The organism is Sphingobium baderi, assembly GCF_001456115.1.
GTDB lineage: Bacteria > Pseudomonadota > Alphaproteobacteria > Sphingomonadales > Sphingomonadaceae > Sphingobium > Sphingobium baderi_A.
This window is the reverse complement of sequence record NZ_CP013264.1, coordinates 2,036,399-2,055,224: the sequence shown is the minus strand read 5'-3', so window position 1 is coordinate 2,055,224 and position 18,826 is coordinate 2,036,399. Positions and strand designations below refer to the sequence as shown.

At 62.6% G+C, this 18,826-nt stretch carries 18 protein-coding genes and 1 tRNA gene; 3 read left to right on the top strand and 16 right to left on the bottom strand.

What is annotated here, in order from left to right:
- Nucleotide 1: 1 nt before the first annotated feature.
- Entirely contained in the window at nt 2-445 is a 444-nt protein-coding gene (locus tag ATN00_RS10165; RefSeq protein WP_062064385.1) for an Rrf2 family transcriptional regulator, read from the top strand.
- Nucleotides 446-451: 6 nt separating this feature from the next.
- Here the strand turns inward: ATN00_RS10165 and ATN00_RS10160 are convergent, their stop codons facing one another.
- The 11 genes from ATN00_RS10160 to ATN00_RS10110 all read right to left on the bottom strand — a co-directional run bounded on the left by ATN00_RS10160 (nt 452) and on the right by ATN00_RS10110 (nt 11,756).
- Nucleotides 452-943, bottom strand: coding sequence for a DUF6306 domain-containing protein (locus ATN00_RS10160; protein WP_062064384.1), 492 nt, complete (start codon nt 941-943; stop codon nt 452-454).
- A complete protein-coding gene (locus tag ATN00_RS10155; protein ID WP_062064383.1) occupies nt 940-1,788 on the bottom strand; it encodes a LysR family transcriptional regulator in 849 nt (282 codons plus the stop codon). The genes ATN00_RS10160 and ATN00_RS10155 overlap by 4 nt, the downstream gene beginning before the upstream one ends.
- 75 nt (nt 1,789-1,863) lie before the next feature.
- Nucleotides 1,864-3,300, bottom strand: coding sequence for an efflux transporter outer membrane subunit (locus tag ATN00_RS10150; RefSeq protein WP_062064382.1), 1,437 nt, complete (start codon nt 3,298-3,300; stop codon nt 1,864-1,866).
- Nucleotides 3,294-4,193, bottom strand: a complete 900-nt coding sequence (locus ATN00_RS10145) for an efflux RND transporter periplasmic adaptor subunit (protein ID WP_062064381.1) — start codon at nt 4,191-4,193, stop codon at nt 3,294-3,296. The genes ATN00_RS10150 and ATN00_RS10145 overlap by 7 nt, the downstream gene beginning before the upstream one ends.
- Before the next feature lie 2 nt (nt 4,194-4,195).
- Complete coding sequence (locus ATN00_RS10140; RefSeq protein ID WP_062064379.1) at nt 4,196-4,432, bottom strand: DUF1656 domain-containing protein; 237 nt, start codon at nt 4,430-4,432, stop codon at nt 4,196-4,198.
- Nucleotides 4,429-6,489: an FUSC family protein gene (locus ATN00_RS10135; protein ID WP_062064377.1), complete on the bottom strand. Its 2,061-nt coding sequence runs from the start codon at nt 6,487-6,489 to the stop codon at nt 4,429-4,431. Before ATN00_RS10135 ends, ATN00_RS10140 begins: the two co-directional genes overlap by 4 nt.
- A 212-nt stretch (nt 6,490-6,701) precedes the next feature.
- Nucleotides 6,702-7,913, bottom strand: coding sequence for an NO-inducible flavohemoprotein (gene hmpA, locus ATN00_RS10130; RefSeq protein WP_062064375.1), 1,212 nt, complete (start codon nt 7,911-7,913; stop codon nt 6,702-6,704).
- Nucleotides 7,914-7,954: 41 nt separating this feature from the next.
- Complete coding sequence (locus tag ATN00_RS10125; protein ID WP_062064373.1) at nt 7,955-8,257, bottom strand: TehB family protein; 303 nt, start codon at nt 8,255-8,257, stop codon at nt 7,955-7,957.
- On the bottom strand, nt 8,254-8,652 hold the full coding sequence (locus ATN00_RS10120) for a group III truncated hemoglobin (protein ID WP_062068652.1): 399 nt from the start codon (nt 8,650-8,652) through the stop codon (nt 8,254-8,256). The genes ATN00_RS10125 and ATN00_RS10120 overlap by 4 nt, the downstream gene beginning before the upstream one ends.
- A gap of 440 nt (nt 8,653-9,092) precedes the next feature.
- Nucleotides 9,093-10,703, bottom strand: coding sequence for a phytoene desaturase family protein (locus ATN00_RS10115; RefSeq protein ID WP_062064371.1), 1,611 nt, complete (start codon nt 10,701-10,703; stop codon nt 9,093-9,095).
- 39 nt (nt 10,704-10,742) lie between these two features.
- Complete coding sequence (locus ATN00_RS10110; protein ID WP_062064370.1) at nt 10,743-11,756, bottom strand: bile acid:sodium symporter family protein; 1,014 nt, start codon at nt 11,754-11,756, stop codon at nt 10,743-10,745.
- Nucleotides 11,757-11,848: 92 nt separating this feature from the next.
- Here ATN00_RS10110 and ATN00_RS10105 point away from each other — a divergent pair, with 92 nt between their 5' ends.
- Nucleotides 11,849-12,610 (top strand): enoyl-CoA hydratase, encoded by a 762-nt coding sequence (locus ATN00_RS10105; RefSeq protein WP_062068650.1) that lies wholly within the window; start codon nt 11,849-11,851, stop codon nt 12,608-12,610.
- A 41-nt stretch (nt 12,611-12,651) separates the two neighbouring features.
- On the opposite strand, the gene ATN00_RS10100 is transcribed toward ATN00_RS10105, so the two are convergent.
- Nucleotides 12,652-12,963, bottom strand: coding sequence for a hypothetical protein (locus ATN00_RS10100; RefSeq protein ID WP_062064368.1), 312 nt, complete (start codon nt 12,961-12,963; stop codon nt 12,652-12,654).
- A gap of 72 nt (nt 12,964-13,035) precedes the next feature.
- Nucleotides 13,036-13,548, bottom strand: coding sequence for a MarR family winged helix-turn-helix transcriptional regulator (locus ATN00_RS10095; RefSeq protein WP_062064366.1), 513 nt, complete (start codon nt 13,546-13,548; stop codon nt 13,036-13,038).
- A 126-nt stretch (nt 13,549-13,674) separates the two neighbouring features.
- On the opposite strand from ATN00_RS10095, the gene ATN00_RS10090 reads away from it, so the two are divergent.
- Nucleotides 13,675-13,749, top strand: a tRNA-Gln gene (locus ATN00_RS10090).
- Between the two features lie 251 nt (nt 13,750-14,000).
- Here the strand turns inward: ATN00_RS10090 and ATN00_RS10085 are convergent.
- From ATN00_RS10085 to ATN00_RS10075, 3 genes are all read right to left on the bottom strand, one after another.
- Complete coding sequence (locus ATN00_RS10085; protein WP_082635169.1) at nt 14,001-16,286, bottom strand: TonB-dependent receptor; 2,286 nt, start codon at nt 16,284-16,286, stop codon at nt 14,001-14,003.
- Nucleotides 16,287-16,490: 204 nt separating this feature from the next.
- Nucleotides 16,491-16,919, bottom strand: a complete 429-nt coding sequence (locus tag ATN00_RS10080) for a limonene-1,2-epoxide hydrolase family protein (RefSeq protein ID WP_062064362.1) — start codon at nt 16,917-16,919, stop codon at nt 16,491-16,493.
- Between the two features lie 39 nt (nt 16,920-16,958).
- Nucleotides 16,959-18,617, bottom strand: a complete 1,659-nt coding sequence (locus tag ATN00_RS10075) for a carboxylesterase/lipase family protein (protein ID WP_062064360.1) — start codon at nt 18,615-18,617, stop codon at nt 16,959-16,961.
- Between the last annotated feature and the right edge of the window lie 209 nt (nt 18,618-18,826).

The window sequence follows — 18,826 nt, the reverse complement described above, 5'->3', positions numbered from 1 at the left end:
CATGCGGCTGACACGCTATACCGATTTTTCGCTGCGGGTACTCATCCACCTGGCCTTGCACGATGAGCGGCTTTGCTCGATCGGCGAGATTTCCCGCGCCTATGGCATTTCCCACAACCATCTGATGAAGGTGGCGAACGCGCTCGCCCATGAAGGGTTCGTGGAAACCATCAGGGGGCGCAGCGGCGGAATGCGCCTTGCCCGCCCGCCGCAGGACATCAGCGTGGGGGAAGTCGTCCGCCGGACCGAGGAAGGGTTCCAGCTCGCGGAATGTTCCGGCTGTTCGCTTGCCCCCGCCTGCGGCCTGACGGGCGTGCTCGCCAAGGGGGTTCAGGCCATGCTGGCCGTGTTCGACACCTACAGCATCGCCGACCTGCTCACCGACAAGGCGGCGATGCGGCGGCTGATGGCCCAGCAGTCCCCGCTCGGCATCGGCCTGTCCTAAAGCCTGTCAGGCGCCACCTTTCCCGCTATCGAGCAGCACGCCTGCCCGCTCGATATTGGCCCGGTGGCTTTCCAGCATGGCGCGCAAATCCGCGTGCAGCCTCTCATCGCGAATACGCGGCATCAGCGCCTCCAGCTTCCGCACTACCCACGACTGCCCGCGATTGAGGAAAGCGAGCCGCTCCCACGGCTCCGCAATCGCCATCGCCTTGCCGTAAAAGTCGCCCGTCCTGCGCGATGGCACGGCGTCCAGGCGCTTCAGATGCCGCGACAGCATGGCGCACCAGCGCGCCTCGTCGCCGCGCACATCCCGCATCAACGCCGCATAATCCGGTTCCGGCCCATGTTTCGCCGCCACCAGCGCGACCCGCGCGCCCGCCCGCTCCGCCTCCAGCAATATGTGGAGCGCCGCCACGATCTCCTCCCGCCCAGCATAGCCCATATAGGCGTCGTCCGCCTCCGCCGCATAGCATGGGGGCGAGGCAGGCTCCTGCGTCATGCCGAAATCGCCGCCGCCGCGCGCAGGCCGCTGCGTATCCTGTCCATCACGCCGGGATCGGCCTTGGTGGAATGGACGACATAGGCGGAATAGGAAAATTCCGGGCTGTCGGGCACCAGCGCCAGCCGCCCTTCCTCCAGATAGGATCGGATGAACCCCTTGCGGAAATAGCCGCTGCCGCCCGTCGCCAGAATATAGTCCAGCGCCAACGGCCCATAGCCGATCGACATCACCGCATTGGGCTGATCGGGGAAAGCCGCCTGATAGCTGGCGGCGAACTCCTCCCCCCAGTCGATCTGCACATGGTCCTCGGGGCCGAGCGGGCGGCTGGCGGGCGTCGTCCTCACCAGCACCAGCTTCTCCTCGAACAACAGCTCCGCGATCACGCCGGGGCGGCTGGGCGCGGCATAGAGCACGGCCACATCCAGCGATCCATCCTGCACCTGCTCCATCAGGCGATCCGACGCCGCGATCTGCGTCGACACCGCGATTTCGGGACATTCCCGCCGCATCCACAGCAGCCAGTGCCGCAACAGCGGACTCCACAGGCTGAGTTCCGCGCCGATCGTCACCACCGTTTCCCGCCCCGGCGGCAGGGCCACGGCGCGGCGCGCCCGTTCCCAGACCTGCACCAATGTGGTCGCAAAACGCAGGAACTGTTCGCCCGCCGGTGTCAGCTTGGCCCCTGCCTTGTTCCGGATGAACAGGGGGCGGTCGAGCTGGTCCTCCAGCACCCGGATGCGCGCGCTCACCGCCGTCTGCGTCAGGTTGAGATTGGCCGCCGCGCTCACGAAGCTGCCGGTTTTCACCACCTCCAGGAATGTGCGGGCGACGCTGATGTCCATCAGGCAAATTCTTTCATTTCAAATGGAAATTATATTCATTTTCCTGCTGCATGATAGCGGAAAACACCTGCCGCTTCACTCTGCGCGCGCCTCCGGCGTCCACCCGCCGCCCAAAGCCAGGAACAGCGCGATCTGGTCGTCATTGATGGCCGCCCGGCCCTCCGCCGCCGCCTGTTCCGCCGCGACCAGATCCCTCTCCGCCTCCAGCGCGGGGAGTTCTCCGATCTTCCCGCCCCGGCGAAGCTGCGCCGTTCGCCCCGCCACGCGCCGGGCATCCTCCAGCGCGCGCTCCAGCCCCTCCTGCTGTTCCAGCCCTGCCGCATAGCTGGTGAGCGCCGTCTCCACTTCCCGCAGCGCCTTCAGCACCGCGCCATCGAATGCGGCGAGATCGGCGCGGCTCTGCGCCTGCGCCGCCGCGATCCGCGCCCGCGCCGCATGACGATTGAGCGTCCAGCCGATGAGCGGCCCCAACGCGAACCGGTTGGTCAGCGGCGAGAACATGTCCGCCGCCGCGCCCGTCGATCCCAGCGAAGCCCCCAGCCGGATGTCGGGATACAGCGCCGCCGTCGCCACGCCGATCCGCGCGCTCGTCGCTGCCAGATGCCGTTCCGCCACGCGAATATCGGGCCTCCGCCGCAGCAGCGCGCCGCCATCGCCCACCGGAACAGGCTGCGCCAGCGTCAATGGCTGACGGCATTGCAACAGCGCCATATCCGCCTCCCCCGGCGTCCGCCCCGTCACCGCCGCCAACCGGAAAACCGCATTGCGCCGCCCCGCCGCCAGCCGCGGCAGCCGCGCCTTCGCCGCCTCCAGCAATCCCTCGCGCCGGTCCAGTTCGAAGGCGGCGGCACGGCCATGCGCGATCAGCGTCCGGGTCAGCCGGACCCCCCGCTCCTGCACCGCGATAGCCCGGCCCAGCACGTCGATCCGGTAGCCTCCATTGCAGATATCGGCATAGGCGCGAGCCGTTTCCGCCGCGACATTCACCCGCACCAGATCGCGCGCCGCGACCGCCGCTTCGGTGTCCGCGCTCGCCGCCTCGATCCCGCGCCGGATGCCGCCGAACAGGTCAAGGTCATAGCTGACCGACACGCCCGCATTGTAGATTTGCCGCACCGGGGGCTTCACATGCTGCAACTCGGCCTCCGCCGAACGCTGCGCCCAACTCGTCTCGCCGCTCGCCTGGCCCTGCACTTCGCGCCCCGCTCCGCGCTCGTCCAGCAAAGCCAGGCTGCGCTCCAGATTGGCCTCCGCCACCCGCAAATCGGTATTGGCGGCCAAAGCCTGCGCGATCAGCCCGTCCAGCACCGGATCGTCATAGAGCTTCCACCAATGATCGGGCAGCGGCTGCGCCGTCACCGCCGCCGACTCCGACCGGAAAGCCCCCTGCGCCTGCGCCGCCTTGACCTTCGCGCTTCCAGGCACCCGGTAATCCGGTCCGACCGTCGCGCAACCGCCCAGCCACGCGACCGCCGCCAACGCCAGAAAGCGCCTCGCCCCCCCTCTCACCATGGCAGGCTCCGATGCACTTCGCGGCCATCCTCGCGGGGGTGGATGACGACCGTGGCGGTCTGGCCGGGGATCATGCGGACATGGGCGGGCACCTTGTCGATGGCGATCCGCACCGGAATCCGCTGCGCCAGCCGCACCCATGTGAAGGAGGGATTGACGTTGGCCAACTGCCCATCGACCCCCGCCCTTTCCCGATCCTCCACGCCGCCAGCGATGCTCTGGACATGGCCGCCAATCTCGTCCGCCACGCCCATCAGGTAGATGCTGGCCCGGTCGCCCACGCGAATGGCGGGCAATTTGGTTTCCTCGAAATAGCCTTCCACCCGCATGGATCGGTTATAGACCAGCGCCAGCGCCGCCTTCCCCGCTGTCAGATAGACGCCCGGCTGCAAGGAAAGGTTGGAGATCGTCCCATCCACCGGCGCGCGCACGAGCGTGCGTTCCAGATTGAACCGGGCGAGGTCGCGCGCCGCAACCGCCTGTCCCAATGAGGCCCGCAGCCCCTCCGCCCGCGCCCGTCCCTGTTCGATGGCTTCCGCCGCGATCACATCGGGCATGGCGCGGTTGCGGCGGTCCTCCCGCACGGCCTGCGCCAGCGCGACCCGGTCGCTCGCAATCGCCGCCTCCGCCTGTTCCAGCGCCAGCTGGTAGCGGGGCCGGTCGATCACGAACAGCACCTCGCCCTTCTTCACCGCCTGATTGTCGGCCACGCGCACGTCGGTGACGAGGCCGCTCACATCGGCGGCCACCGGCACCATATCGGCGCGCACCTTGCCGTCGCGCGTCACGGGCTCGACCTGATAGCGCAGCCACAGCGCATAGATGGCGGCAAGGATGACGATCAGGACAAGGAGCGTCGCAATCGAACGCAGAAGATTATGGCGTTGAAGCATGGTCAGGAAAGCAGCCATTCATGAAGGAAACGGTCGGCGAAGGCGCTCAGCCCCCACCACAGCAGGACGAAAAGCGCGAGTTCGAGCAGGCTGGGGTGCCAGAGCAGGCGCCAAAGCAAGCTATATCCCGGCAGCCGCTGGATCGGCACGCGCAGCAAGTAGACGAGCACCGCCGCCAGCACCGCCCACAGCAGCGCGGCGGGCATATAGACGCCCAGCAGATGCACTTCCTCGATCATCCTCGCCCCTCCACCGCCGGAGCGTCGGCCGCCGGGAACAGGTTGCACCGCATCCCGATGAGCGCCCGCAGCGCCCGGCGGCGCGGCTCGTCCAGCGGCAGCGCGAGCAGGGCATGGAGCGCCTGATCTATCGACCGAAGCATTTCGGCGGGCGGCGGATCGGCCCGTCCCCTGCGCCATCTGCTTGAATAGAAGGCGGACAGGCCGGAAAGCACCGCGCCCAGCCGATGCCGCGCATCATGCGGAACGTGCGGCAAAGCCCGGCGGATCGGGATGATGTTGCGCCCGATCCGCAGGTCCGCGAGGCCATCGGCGGCGTGCAGCGCATCCCCCTCCGGCGCGACCGCCATGCGCGCCGCGACCTGCCCCAGCCGATCGACCGCCTGCGCCGTCCACCTCTCCGGCAGGAAGGGCCGCCTGATGTCGGCCAGTTGCGCCAGTTCCGCCCAGTTGGCGCGCAATATCCGCCGCGCCGTGTGCAGCACATTGGCGGACCGGAACATCTTCGTGACGGCCAGCGTGGCGACGATCCCGCCCAGCTGCGCCAGCCCGGTATTGATGAACAGCGCGAAATCCCCCTGGAACCGCGCCAGAAATCCCATGGCGACGATGAAGCAGGAAAACATCGGCAGCGCCTGGGGCGACCGCGCCGGGTCCGCCTGAATATAGCCCATCCACAGCAAGGCGGGCGCCAGCGTGATGATGAGCATCTCGAACCCGTCGACGCGCGGCAGGATGACGAAGAGGTAGAGCGCCGCGACCGGAAATGTCTTGAGCGTCGCCCACAGATAGCGGCCGATCACAGGTGCGGGATCGTCCTGCGCCGCGAACGAACAGGTGATGAGCGCCGCGAAGGCCGCCGTCGCCGACCCGTTGGGCCATGCCAGCAATATCCAGACCGCGCAGTAAAGCCCAATGGCGCTCGCCGTCGCGAGGCCCGCCAGCGCCGCCACCCCATGATCGCGCGCCAATGCAAAGGGCTGCGCGACCCGCGCTTCCAGCCGGGGACGGCCCGGCGATCCGATCCGCCCGGCCAGCCTGCGGCTCGTGGCGAGCGCCGTCAGGAACTCCGCCATCCTGACGCAGGCGCTGGCGGTCAGCAGCCCGCTCCACCCGGCCCCCGCCTCTCCTTCCGCCGCCATCTTCTCGCAGCGGCGGATCAGCGGCGCGGACTGATGCACGCCGCTTTCGGGGTCGGTCAGCCAATCCGACACATCGTCCAGCAGGCTTGCAAGCTCCGGCGACAGCGCCCCCTGCGCCCGCAGCAGGTCCAGCCGGTTCGCGGCGGCGGAGGCCAGCGGCAATATGCGCGCAAGCTGCTGCTGCAACGCCGTCACCCGCCTTTTCGTCGCGGGTGCCCAGCGCTGGTCGAAGGGCAGATGCACCGCGATCATCCCCAATTCGGTGATGTCGGCGGCCAGCATCCGCCGATGCTCATTCTCCAGCCGCGTGTGACGGCTGCCGATGGCTTCGGCCGCCCAGCGCCGGGCATGACCCAGAAAGGATTGCGCCCGCGCGCGGATGACCGGCGTCGCGCTCCACGGCTGCAACAGCGCATGGACGGCGGTGACGCACAGGATCGCGACCGTCATCTCCTGCACGCGGGCGATGGTCGTGTCGAAGATGTTCGCGGGGTCGTCCAGATAGGGAAAGCTGATGACCGCCGAACTGAACGCCGCCATCTGGAACAGGAAAGCGCGCGGCGTGCGGTCCAGCACCGCCAGATAGATGCACAGCCCCGTCCACGACGCCAGGCACAGCACCAGCAGTTCCGGCGAGTTCTGAAGATTGGGCACCAACAGGATCGTCACCCCCGCGCCCACCGCGATGCCGCCCAGCCGATAGAGCACCTTGGGCCGGAACGCCCCCGCCATGGGCTGCGCCGTGACATAGACCGTCAGCAGCGCCCACCATGGCCGGGGCAGGCTGGCGCTGAAAGCAATGGCCAGGGTGATGGCGGCGGCGATGAAGCTGCTCAAGGAAAAGAGCAGCTTTTGCGGATCGACCGTCAGGGAAGGCAGCGGCAGGCCGATGCCGCGAATTGTCGCAGACTTCATTTGGGGCAACCCGTGACACCACCTGACGATCGGGATTGTCACGACCGCCACCGACCGTGGGCTTTTCCTCCCTTGGATTCGGCTGCGCTCAATAGTCGCGAGCCATGGCTGAACTACAGAGCAAAATATTTATGGATAAGCGCAAAAATTTTGCGTCATCCCTGCCCGCTTCCGATACGGGCAAGGATGACGCCGATCATGCCGGACCTTCCCTATGCGGCGAGCAATTCGTCCGCCGGCCCGAAAAATTCATAATGGATGCGTCCCGCTTCCACGCCAGCCAGCGACAGAGCCGAAACCGCCGCGCGCAGGAAGGGGCGCGGACCGCAAATATAATAGTCCGCATCCCCGACCGGCGTGTTCGCGATCAGCCATTCGTCGGTGATGATGCCCGCATGGTCATAATCCCGGCCTGCCACCTCGTCGGCCAGCGGCGTCTGATGGAAGTCGGCCACGCTGATCGCGCTTCCCTTCGCCGCCAGCGCGCGGACATGATCGCGCATCGCATGGGTGTCGCGGTCGTGCGTGCCATGGACATACCATGTGGGAAGCTGCGGATGGCGCGAAGCGATCGTTTCCAGCATGGCGACCATCGGCGTCAACCCGACGCCGCCCGACAGCAGCACCACCGGGCGTTCGGGCTGCTCGCCCAGGAAGAACTCGCCCGCGGGCGGCGCGACCTTCAGGATCGTCCCCTCGGCGGCATGATCGTGCAGCCACCCGGACGCCAACCCCTGCGGCTCGCGCTTCACCGAAATGCGATAGGTTTCGTCATTGGCCTCCCCCGAAATGGAATAGTTGCGCTTGACCGGCGGATGGCCGGGTATCTCGAACCAGAAGGTCAGATACTGGCCCGGTTTATGCCGCATCACACGCCCGCCATCGACGGGGCGCAGCACGAAAGACCGGATGACGCTGCTTTCGCGGATCACCTTTTCGACGCGGAACGCGCGCCAGCCGTTCCAGCCGCCCTGCGCTTCCTGCTGCTCGCCATAGACGCGCTTTTCCCGCGCGATCAGGATATTGGCGAGGAACCAATATGCTTCGCCCCACGCCGCCAGAATATCGTCGGTCGCGGCATCGCCCAGCACTGCCTTGATCGCGCCCAGCAGCGCGTCGGCGACATGGGGATAATGTTCCGGCAATATCTGCAAGCCGACATGCTTCTGCGCGATGCGCTCGACCGCCGGGGCCAGCGCGCCCAGATTCTCGATATTGCTGGCATAGGCCAGGATCGCGCCGGTCAGAGCGCGCGGCTGCGATCCGGCATCGCCATGGTGCGACTGATTGAACAGATCGCGGATTTCCGGGTTCTGGAACATGCGCGCATACATTTCATGCACAATGTCCAGCCCATGCGCCTCCAGCGCCGGAATGGTGGCTTTCACCAGCGCAATGGTCTGCTCGCTCAACGTCTGCGACATCAAAATCTCCTCTGGTCTGAATTGGGAAAGGGAAGAAAGGGTCAGCCGCCGGGCGGCTGGTCGTAGAAATCAATCTGCATCCGCATCGCCCCTTCCGGCGTGACGAAATGCGCCTGTTCGGGCTGCAACATCCCCGCATGGTCCGGGTCCAGCATATGTTCGGAAAAAGGGTCCAGGCAGGTCAGCCGCAGCCGCCCCTCGATCACCCGGATCACGCCCCAGACGCCCGCCTTCGTCGCATGACGGTTCCGCAGGGCGTCCGGCAGGCTGTCAGAATCGAAAACCGGCGTTGAGCGATAGGGAAGCGGCGCCTTTGCCCCCGGCCCGGAAGCGTCCCGGCTCATGACCGGACTGCCCCGTCCAGCCGGAAGAACAGCGCCAGTTGCAGGCTTTCGGCGATCCGGCCCGCCTTCTCCTGCAAGGCGCTGGCGACCTCGGGCAACATCATCTCGTCGGTCGTCCGCGCCCAAAGCGCCAGCCAGCGGTCGAACAAAGCGGGGCTGATGCGGTCGCGATGTTTCCTGTGCGCCGGGACCGGCTGCCCCTTGTAGCGCCCGCTCCCCAGCATGACCGACGACCAGAAATCCGTCAGCTTCCCGATATGCTCCGGCCAGTCATCCACCGCATCGTTGAAGATCGGCCCCAGCGCCTCATCCTGGCGAATCCGCGCATAGAATGCGTCAACCAGTTGACCCAGCCCGCTGTCGTCCATCCCCAATCCGGCTTGCGATCCTGTCATCGCCGCGACTCCAATCATGTATATGAAATGCATCTATATAGGCGCAACAAAACATGCAACTGAAATACACGTTATAGGGAAATCTTTCGGCGTGGCGGCCCGCCTCCATGGCTCGATGGGGATGATGGAAAAGGGGAAGCGGTTCGACGATCCCTGTCCGCCATCCTCAAACCACCCGGTCGCAATGCAATCCCGATATGCTGCTGAAGGCAGCAGCACAGATCAGGCGGCGGACTTGGGCTCCCGCCTTCGCAGGAGCACAATTTCAACCGGACATACTCCAGGGCGATCCAGTCACCCGCTTATGCGCGAACAGGCGAGGCCAGCGCTTGTCCCACTGAACTGACCAAAAACCTTCGTTCGTGTCGAGTGAAGTCGAGACACGCCGACGCCTTGCCATCATGTCTCGATTTCAACACGAACGGATAGCGGGACAAACGCTACCCCCGCCCCAGCCATCTCCCCAGGACCGCCCGATCCTTCAGCACCGCCCGCGCTGCATTATGCCCCGGCGCGCCCGTCACGCCGCCGCCCGGATGCGTTCCCGCCCCGCACATATAAAGCCCTTTGATCGGCCCGCGATACGCGCCATGCCCCAGCACCGGCCGCGCCGCCCAAAGCTGGTCCAGCGTCATATTGCCATGCATGATGTCGCCGCCGGCCAACCCGAATTTCCGCTCCAGATCGAGCGGAGAATGAATCTGCCGCGCGATCACGCTTTTCGCGAAACCGGGCGCATGATCCTCCACCGTCGCGATGATCGCGTCCGCCGCCGCTTCCCGTTCATCGTCCCAGTTGCGGCCATCGGGCAGGACCGGCGCGAACTGCTGGCAGAACAGGCTCGCCACATGGCGACCTGGCGGCGCGAGGCTGTCGTCGATGGTGGACGGGATCAGCATCTCCACGATCGGCTGCTTCGACCAACCGTCCCGTTTCGCGTCCAGAAAGGCCCGGTCCATATAATCCAGCGTCGGCGCGATGATGATCCCCGACTGGTGATGCTCGCCTTCGCCCGGCAGACAGGCGAAATCCGGCAGCGCCGACAGCGCCACATTCATGCGGAACGTGCCCGATCCCGTCTTGAACGCCCGGATGCGCCTCACGAAATCGGCGGGCAGATCGCCCGCGTCCATCATCCGCTCATAGAGCAGCTTCGGCCCCACATTGGCGATGACGGTGCGGCCCGTCACTTCCTCTCCGCTTTCCAGCCGCACGCCGACCGCGCGCCCGCCATCCACCAGCACCCGGTCGACCGGCGCTTCCAGGCTGATCTCCACGCCCATGGCGCTCACGACCTTCGCCATCGCCTGCGTGATCGCGCCCATGCCGCCGACGCTATGCCCCCATGCGCCCTTCTTTCCGTTCACCTCGCCAAACACATGATGCAGCAGCACATAGGCGCTTCCCGGCGTATCGGGCGACGCATAATGGCCCACCACCGCGTCGAAGCCGAAAGCCGCCTTCACCGCCTCGCTCTCGAACCATGAATCGAGAAACGTCCGCGCCGATTTGGCGAACAGGTCCAGCACGTCGCGCTGCCGCTCGATGGAAAGACCCGCGACGCGCCGTCCCTGCTTCACCGCCTCGATCAGCGTGGCAAATCCATCCCCCACATTGGGCGGCGCCTTCAGCGTCATGTCGCGCAGCACATCCGCCACGACGTCCAGCGCCTCGTAATAAGCAGGCAGCGCGTCGGCATCCTTCGCGCTGAATTTGCGGAACTCCGCTTGCGTCCTCTCCAGCCCGCCGCCCAATTTCAGGTATCCGCCATCGGGCTGCGGCAGGAAATTGCTGATCGGCCGCTCGATCACGCGATAGCCATGGTCGGCCAGCTTCATGTCGCGGATGATCTTGGGATGCAGCAGGCTGACGGTATAGCTGGCCGTCGAATTGCGGAAGCCGGGATGGAACGCCTCCGTCACCGCCGCCCCGCCCACGATGGCGCGCCGCTCCAGGATGCGGACGCGATACCCCGCCCGCGCCAGATAAAAGGCGCAGACCAGCCCATTATGCCCGCCACCCACGATCACCGCGTCATAATGCCGGCTCAAGCTTCTTCTCCTATCGTTACGACATCGAAACGATAAAAATCAAACCGCGTTCACTTCACCACTTCCCTCTTGGTTTCGCGTCCCCTCTTCCCGCTCCGCCTCCGCCCCATAATGCCGCGCCAGCAGCGCACAGGCGATAAGCTGGATCTGATGAAACAGCATCAGCGGCAGGATCAACGGTCCCACCACGCTCGCCGGGAACAGTACGCCCGCAATCGGCACGCCCGACGCCAGACTCTTCTTCGACCCGCAGAATTGCAGCACGATGGCATCCTCCCGCGCAAAACCCAGCACCCGCCCCAGCGCCCAGCTAAACAGCAGCACGACGATCAGCATCGCCACGCACACACCCGTCAGCAGCGCCAGTTCCGCCCGCGACACCTTGTGCCACAGCCCCTCCACCACCGCCGCGCTAAAGGCCGAATAAACGATCAACAGAATCGACGTCCGATCGACCCGCCCCAGCATCGTCCGGTGCCGCTCCACAAAGCCCCCGATCCAAGGCCGCATCAGATGTCCGACTACAAAGGGCAGCAGCAATTGCAGCACGATCCCCTCGATCGACTGGAGCGAGATCATCCCCGCCGTCCCCCCTCCCTGCATCAGCAGCGCGACCAGCACCGGCGTCAGGAATATGCCCAGCAGGTTTGAGAAGGAGGCACTCACCACAGCCGCCGCCACATTGCCCCGCGCGATAGCGGTGAAGGCGATGGACGACTGCACGGTCGAGGGCAGCAGCGTCAGGAATAGCAGCCCGGCCCTCATCGTCGCGGGCAGCGCCCCGATCTGCTGCGTTGCCAGCCCCAGCAGCGGAAAGGCCGCAAAGGTCGTCCCCAATGTCGCCAGGTGCAGCTTCCACGCCCGCGCCCCATTCCAGATCGCCTCCCGCGACAGCTTCGCGCCGTGCAGGAAGAACAGCAGCACAATGCCGACATCCGCAGCGATATTCACGGCTTGCGCGCCCCGGCCATGCGCCGGGACCATCGATGCCAGCACGACCATGGCGATCAGCAGCAGCAGGAAAGGGTCCAGAATCAATCTTAGCCGACTCATGCAGCCTATGTGCTGAAAAGAGGCGGCAAAGGATAGACGTGACCATCATCATCGGCCAACAGTTCCCTCTTGATCGTTTCAGGGAGCAGATCGTGAGCGAAGGCATAGTGCTGGTCGAAAATGACGGCATCATCGAAATCCATATCGATCGCCCCGACAAGAAAAATGCCCTGACCGCCGCCATGTATCGCACCATGACCGCCGCGCTGGCGGATGCTTCGCGCCGCAGCGATATCGGCACGGTCCTGATCGCCGGACGGGGGAGCGATTTCTGCGCTGGCAACGATCTCAAGGATTTCGTCGCAGGCCCGCAGGGCGGCGAGGCAGCCTTCGAGTTTATTCGCGCGATAGCATCGTTCGACAAGCCAATCGTGGCGGCGGTTCAAGGCCTGGCGGTGGGCATCGGCACCACCATGCTCTTCCATTGCGACCTGATTTACGCCGCACCCGATGCTCGCTTCATCATGCCCTTCGTCAATCTGGGAATCGTACCCGAAGCGGGCTCCAGCCTGCTCGCCCCCGCGATGATGGGCTATGCCAAGGCTGCGGCCATGCTTTTGCTGGGCGAACCCATGGATGCGGAAAGCGCAGACCGAGCAGGGCTGGTCAGCGCCATTGTCGCGAGCGATATCCTGCTTGACCATGCCCGAAAAACGGCTGCGGCATTAACGGCGAAGCCACCGCAGGCGCTCGCTATAACCAGGCGTTTGCTGAAAGGCGATCTCGATGAACTTCGCGCGCGCATCGAAGAAGAAGGGCGGCTTTTCGGGGAAGCCATGCAATCCCCCGAAGCGCGGGAGGCTTTCACAGCCTTTTTCGAAAAAAGGGTGCCGGTATTCCGTAAGCCGTCCTGAGCATTTGCGCCACCGCTCACCGGACCGGCGGCGCTGGATCATTAATTCTTCAGGTCGTTACCTGCCTTTTCCAGCGATTCTCCGACGTCGCGCTTGGCCTCTCCCGCCTCCCGGCGTGCATCATGAGCGGCATTGTCGGCAGCGGCGCCAACCCTGTCAGAGCCTTCATCAATGGCCTGCCCTGCCCGGTCGAGACCATTATCAATCCGATCGCCTGCGCTTTCCATGGAGCCGCTGACATCATTCCCAATCGCCGAGCCCGCGTTTTCCAAGCTGTCCTGCGCCTTTTCCGAGCAGGCGGACAGACCAGCGGCAAACAATATAGTGGCGGTTGCCAGAAAGAATTTCCTCATGATCGCTCCTCGTTCAACTTGTAAGCGGGATTAAGCGCATCAAAGACCATAAAGTTGCCTCCCGTCAATGGTTCAGCGGTTTCGCAGACCCAAGACCATGGACTTGTCCTGATCGGGGATAAGACCTTCCAGCACGCGCCAAAAACCAGTGACCGATCCTTGTCCCGCTTGTGCATAAGCCGACGCCATTTTCTCACGCAGGGCGCGGAACAGTTCCGCCTCCAGCGCCGCGCCTTGCGGACTGAGGCGCAACAATTTTTGCCGCCGATCATTCGTGCCCTGACGCGTTTCTATATAGCCGCCATCGACAAGATCGTTGAGAACGCGCCCAAGGGATTGTTTCGTGATGGCCAAAAGCCGAAGCAGGTCCTTGACGGTCAGATCCGGCTGACGGGAAATGAAATATAGAGCCCGATGGTGCGCCCGGCCCAATCCCTGCGCGAGCAACGTTTCATCAATGGATCGTGTCAGGGCTGAATAGCCGAAATACAGCATTTCAATGCCCCGCCTTATTTCATCCTCACGTAGGAAAAGCGGAGATGCCGGGGAGATTTGTGATGCGGTCAGGCTATTGTTTGCGGCCATGGCCAGCGTTTCCCCCAAGGCTGGTTCGATCTCCTCATATTGACGCGCAATGATCGCAATGACTAGGCTTTCCTTTCGCAGATCAGGCGTTATATGCGAACCGCATCAGCCATCCCGGCGATCTGATGGGGCGTAGCCAAGCGGTAAGGCACCGGTTTTTGGTACCGGCATGCGCAGGTTCGAATCCTGCCGCCCCAGCCAGCCGAATCCTCTAGATTCGACTCGATGTGCGATGACTTACAAATTGTGATGCGCGACCGGATCGGCCCCATTTTTGAACCGATGGGCTATGCATAGAACGTTCCTGCCAGTCCCAGAAATTGCAACTGAGGTGAGGAAAACTGAGCGCAACGCCCCACTATCGATAGTGGGGCGTTCTCTAGCGCTAACCGCGATGCCGTCAGCGCTTCCGCTTACCTCACGATTCTTTTGCAAGAGCGAATGTCAGACGATTACCGGTCGCCGAAGGAGTATCTCACTTGCAATCCCACGGTGCGCTGATCACCATAGAGCCTCGACACGAACCCGAACGGCGTGGTGCGATCGGTGGCGTTGAGGATATATTTCTTGTTGGTGGCATTCTTGACGTACACGCTGGCGTCGATCCCCAGACCGGCAACATTGTTCCAGCTGAGCCGGGCATCGACCAGACCATATCCCCGGGCCGTGTTGCCGGGCGTGGTGATATTGTCGTCCGCGAATGTGACGCTGCTGGTATAGCCGTAACTCGCATTCGCAACGAGTTCCCCTACCGAAAGCGGATAGGTGTAGGTTCCTGCGAGGTGCAAGGTATGGGTCGGCGCCTGGGCGAATTTGTTGCCCGTCAGATTACCGACCAGCGGATTGTCGAAACTGTCATATTTGGTTTGAAGATAACCATAGGATGCTTGCAAATCGAACCCGGTCACCGGACGGGCCAGCACCTCAATCTGCCCGCCATAGATGGTGGCCGCGGCGGCGTTGAAATTGCCGGTAACCACCAGATCATCGAGGATCAGGGACGTCGTGCGCTGAATATCCTTATACTTTGAAAGGAAGGCCGAAATGTTCGTACGTATCGGAACCAAACCGAGATTCCAGTCCGCCTTCACGCCCGCCTCATAATCGCGGATATATTCAGGTTTCACGATTTCGAGCTTGGGGTCGTTGATATTGGCGTTGAAGCCGCCCGCATTATAGCCCTTGCGCGTCGTGGCATAGACAAGAACCTTGTCCGACAGCTCATAATCAACCGAGAAGTTGTAGGTGACGGCATCCGAGGTCGACGTAATGCGCTGGTGGCAGGTCGTCAGATCGACATTGGGGAAATCAGGGAGGTTACACTGGAGGCCCGGGCTGTACCCGACCTGATTGGTGAGTTGCTTGTCCTTGGTGTAACGCACGCCCGCGGTCAATTTGAGCCGGTCGGTAGCGGCGAACGTCGCCTGACCGTAAACGGCCTTCGAAATCTGCTGATCGATGCCGCCGGTCTGCTGAGTCGTCAGATCGGACAGAACAGTGCCCGCGGGTGCAAACAACAGATAGCGGTTCAGACTATTCGAACGATTCTTCCAATAATAAAGACCACCCACCCAGGTCAGGCGATTGTCGAACATGCTGCCAAGAATTTCCAGTTCATGGGTGTGCTGGCGCGATTTCGATTCATTATCACCGACAATGACTGGCAAGGCGATCGACAACTGGCTGGTAAACTGATCCTGCTTGTTGCCGCCATAGCCAGCAATATATTTGAACGTGATATCCCCGGCCTGTGCGGACAGGATATTTGTAAGCAGCCAAGGTTCATCATATTGCCGCGTATCGAGCGGGATGGATACGGTTCTGATGCCACGGGCATGCTGGTCCAGCAGTTCTTCGTTATATGTAGCGCCATAGACACAACTGGGGATACTGGTCGGACAGGAGACGACAACGCCATCGGACCCGCTGATCTGGGCCAGCGGCCGCTCATCGCGGTGCGAATAGAGGAACACGGTATAGTTGGAAAGCCAACTGGTCGGTTCGAACAATACCGAGGCCCGCACGACCGTCCGATCCTGCGTGTTCATGTCCGGGCCGGAGATATTCTTCGTCAAGGCATCGCGCTTGGTACGCTGAACGCCGAGACGGACCTTCAACACATCGGCGATCGGGACATTGATCACACCCGTCACTTCGCGCAAATTATAGCTGCCGATCCGGCCGTCGACATAGCCGCCAAATTCATCCTTTGGCCGCTGCGGAACGAACAATACCGCGCCGCCAGTGCTGTTGCGCCCGAACAATGTGCCTTGCGGGCCCGCAATCGCCTGAACGGATTGCAGATCCCAGAGCTGGAGATCAGCGGCACTGGTCGAAACCGGCACTTCATTGAAATAGGTCACCACCCCCGTTCGAACGCCGCGCAGGGAATATTGCTGACTTGAACCGAAGATGCTTACCCCGACGTTCAGCGTGGGGACCAGCTTCTGAAGGTCGGTGCCGGTGGTGACGGTGGTCGCTGACAATTGAGCGTTGGACACGGCGGTAATGCTGAGTGGAACGGATTGCAGCCGTTCCTCGCTACGCCGTGCGACGACTATGATGTCAGCCATCGGGTTCGCCAGATTGGTGGCGTCGGTCGGCGTCTGCGCCGCGGACGTGTCCTTCGAAGCCGACGATCCGGTTTGCGCCGCCGCCGTACCGACCGCAACGACCGAACAGCCGGCCATCAACGCAAGCCTGGCGATCACACTTGAAGAAAGTGCTGCATTCATCATGATTTCCCTTCAGCCAAATGGCTGACCGGTCGTCGTCCTGTCGCAGGCACGGCTTCGCAGCTCGAAAAACCGAGTTCCGTCGCGCGGCGCCGTCGGCATTGTCGCCGGTCAGCCTTCCTCACCTTGTCCGTGGAGGTCACCGCCAGTGGCGGCGCCTCCCTTCATTCATTACGCCAGATATTTATTGTAGTTCGGGCGTGGGTATCAGCCGCCATAGGCTGCGTCGTTGAGGTCTCCGCCCTGTTTCTTCAACAGGTCCATCATGTCGAGATATTCGCGCCAGCGCTTGATCAGGCCGTTCCCGTCAAGTTCGTAGATAGCGACCATCTGATGCGGGCATGGCTTGCCGCGGATAATGGCCTGATCGGATCTTTCCTGCATGACCATATGATCGTTCGACAGAACGTTGACGACATTGCACTTGTTGTTCGTCGCGAACCGCATCTGGCGATGGATTTCGGCACGCAGCGCATCACGGCCGCGGATCGTCGGACCACCAGGCACCCATAATTGCCATTCGGCATCGGGTGACATCATCGACAATATCTTTTCGACGTCCGGGCGACTTTCATCGGTCCCGTCACCCCAGGCGTCACAAAATTCCTCGACAAATTTTTCCTGAACCACGCCCATATATTTACTCCGGCGATGATGTTGGTGTGAAGATCGGGCCTATTCCGATCCGAGCTTTTTCGGATCGAGCGCATCCTTAAGCGGCGAATCCTTCCTGCCGCCCATCACAGGCGCCGGCTGTTTCTCCCAGAAAATGCGGAAGTCACGATTGGGATCGGATTCGACATGCGCGGGGAGATCGAAGATGAATGTCTCGCGCTTCGCCAGCGTATAGGCTGGCCAGTGCGGATGATCCGCAACATCCGGATTGCCTGTCCGCGCGAACGCCGCAAAAGCGCTGCTCATCAGGTCGGCCATCTGCTGCTGCTCCGGTCCTGCGCCCACCAACCCCGCCGAGACGTCGACATTGTCGAAGACGAACGGAAGCTCGACAGCATGCGGCGAACGCAGCTTGCCGCCAAGCACCGGCGTTTCCCAGTTGACCTTGTACATGAATACCGGGGCCTTGCCCTGTGCAACCCTGCGTTCGGCAAGCAGGATCGAACTGTGCGTAAAGACCTGATCTGTCATCATGCTGGTGAACAGATGCATTGGCTTGTCCTGGGGCGCCTTGGACCGATAGAGTTCAATCGCCTTGGCCGCCCGGTCCGGTCCGACCATTGCCGATGCACGCTTAACTAGATCCGCCTCATCCATGGTGGGCCAGGTTGGGTCCGAAAGGACGACATTGGTTGCCTCATCCTTGGTCGTGCCCACCATCAGCGGGATGGTCGCGGATACCGGAGAGGCAATCGGATCGAAGGGATGGGTCGGCAGGATCTTGCCATCGACAGCCGGCGAGAAAGCCAGCAGACCGGCCTTTCCGCCCGCCAAGATCAGTTCGTCCATCGGAACGCTCTGCAGCTTCAGCACCTCATCGGGCTTGATGCCAAGGATTGAGAGCAGCTTGTCGCGCGTGGCCGTGGCATCCTCAACGGTCGCCAGACGCGTGGCGGCACCGCTTTCGATAATGGCTTTCTGGAACAGTCCCTTGGCGACCGGCATCGCGGTGAGCGTGCTGACCTTCGAGCCGCCGCCGGACTGGCCGAAGATGGTGACATTATCCGGATCGCCGCCAAACTGTGCGATATTCGCCTTCACCCAGCGCAGTGCCTGAACGATATCGAGCATGCCAACCATATTCGAGTCGGCGAATTTCTCGCCTGCTTCAGCACCGAGTTGCAGGTAGCCGAACGCATTGAGCCGATGGTTCAGGGTAACGACCACCACGTCCTGCTTTCGCGACAGATTGCTTCCTTCATAATAAGCGTCGCCGCCGCTGCCGAGGAAGAAACCGCCGCCGTGCAGCCAGACCATCACCGGTCTTTTCTTGCCATCGCCGACATTGGGCGACCAGACATTGAGAACGAGGCAGTCTTCGCTCATCGGCAGATCGGAAAAAGACAGCACCGTTGCCATTTCGGGCGGCATCTTCACTGTGGGCTGCGGGCAACGATTGCCCATGTGATCAGCCTTGCGGACACCAACCCAGGCCGATGGCGCCTGTGGCGGCAGGAAGCGGTTCGCCCCGCTGGTGTCCGCTCCATAATGGATTCCGAGGAAAGAGAATACGCCCTTCGAGGCCTGCCCCTCCAGCTTGCCTTCAGTGGTCTGAACAACCGGTGCAGAAGACGATGGGGAAGCCTCTGAAGCACCACTGGCGATGGGAACCATCGACAAGGCCGCGGCCGCAACATAATATGAAGTCTTCCTATTCATGAAACCTCTCCTCAAATCCATATTATTTTTATCGCAATGATAGGCAAAATATCATTTTCCATATTATTTTTTAATATAAAATATTTATGGAAGTAAATTATGTTAATAACTGCAGAATATTAATTTAATATAATTGTGAAGTATCATTATCTGGATTTCATAAGATAAATTCCATCGGCAAGATTCATCGTCTGGCCATGGAATCGGTT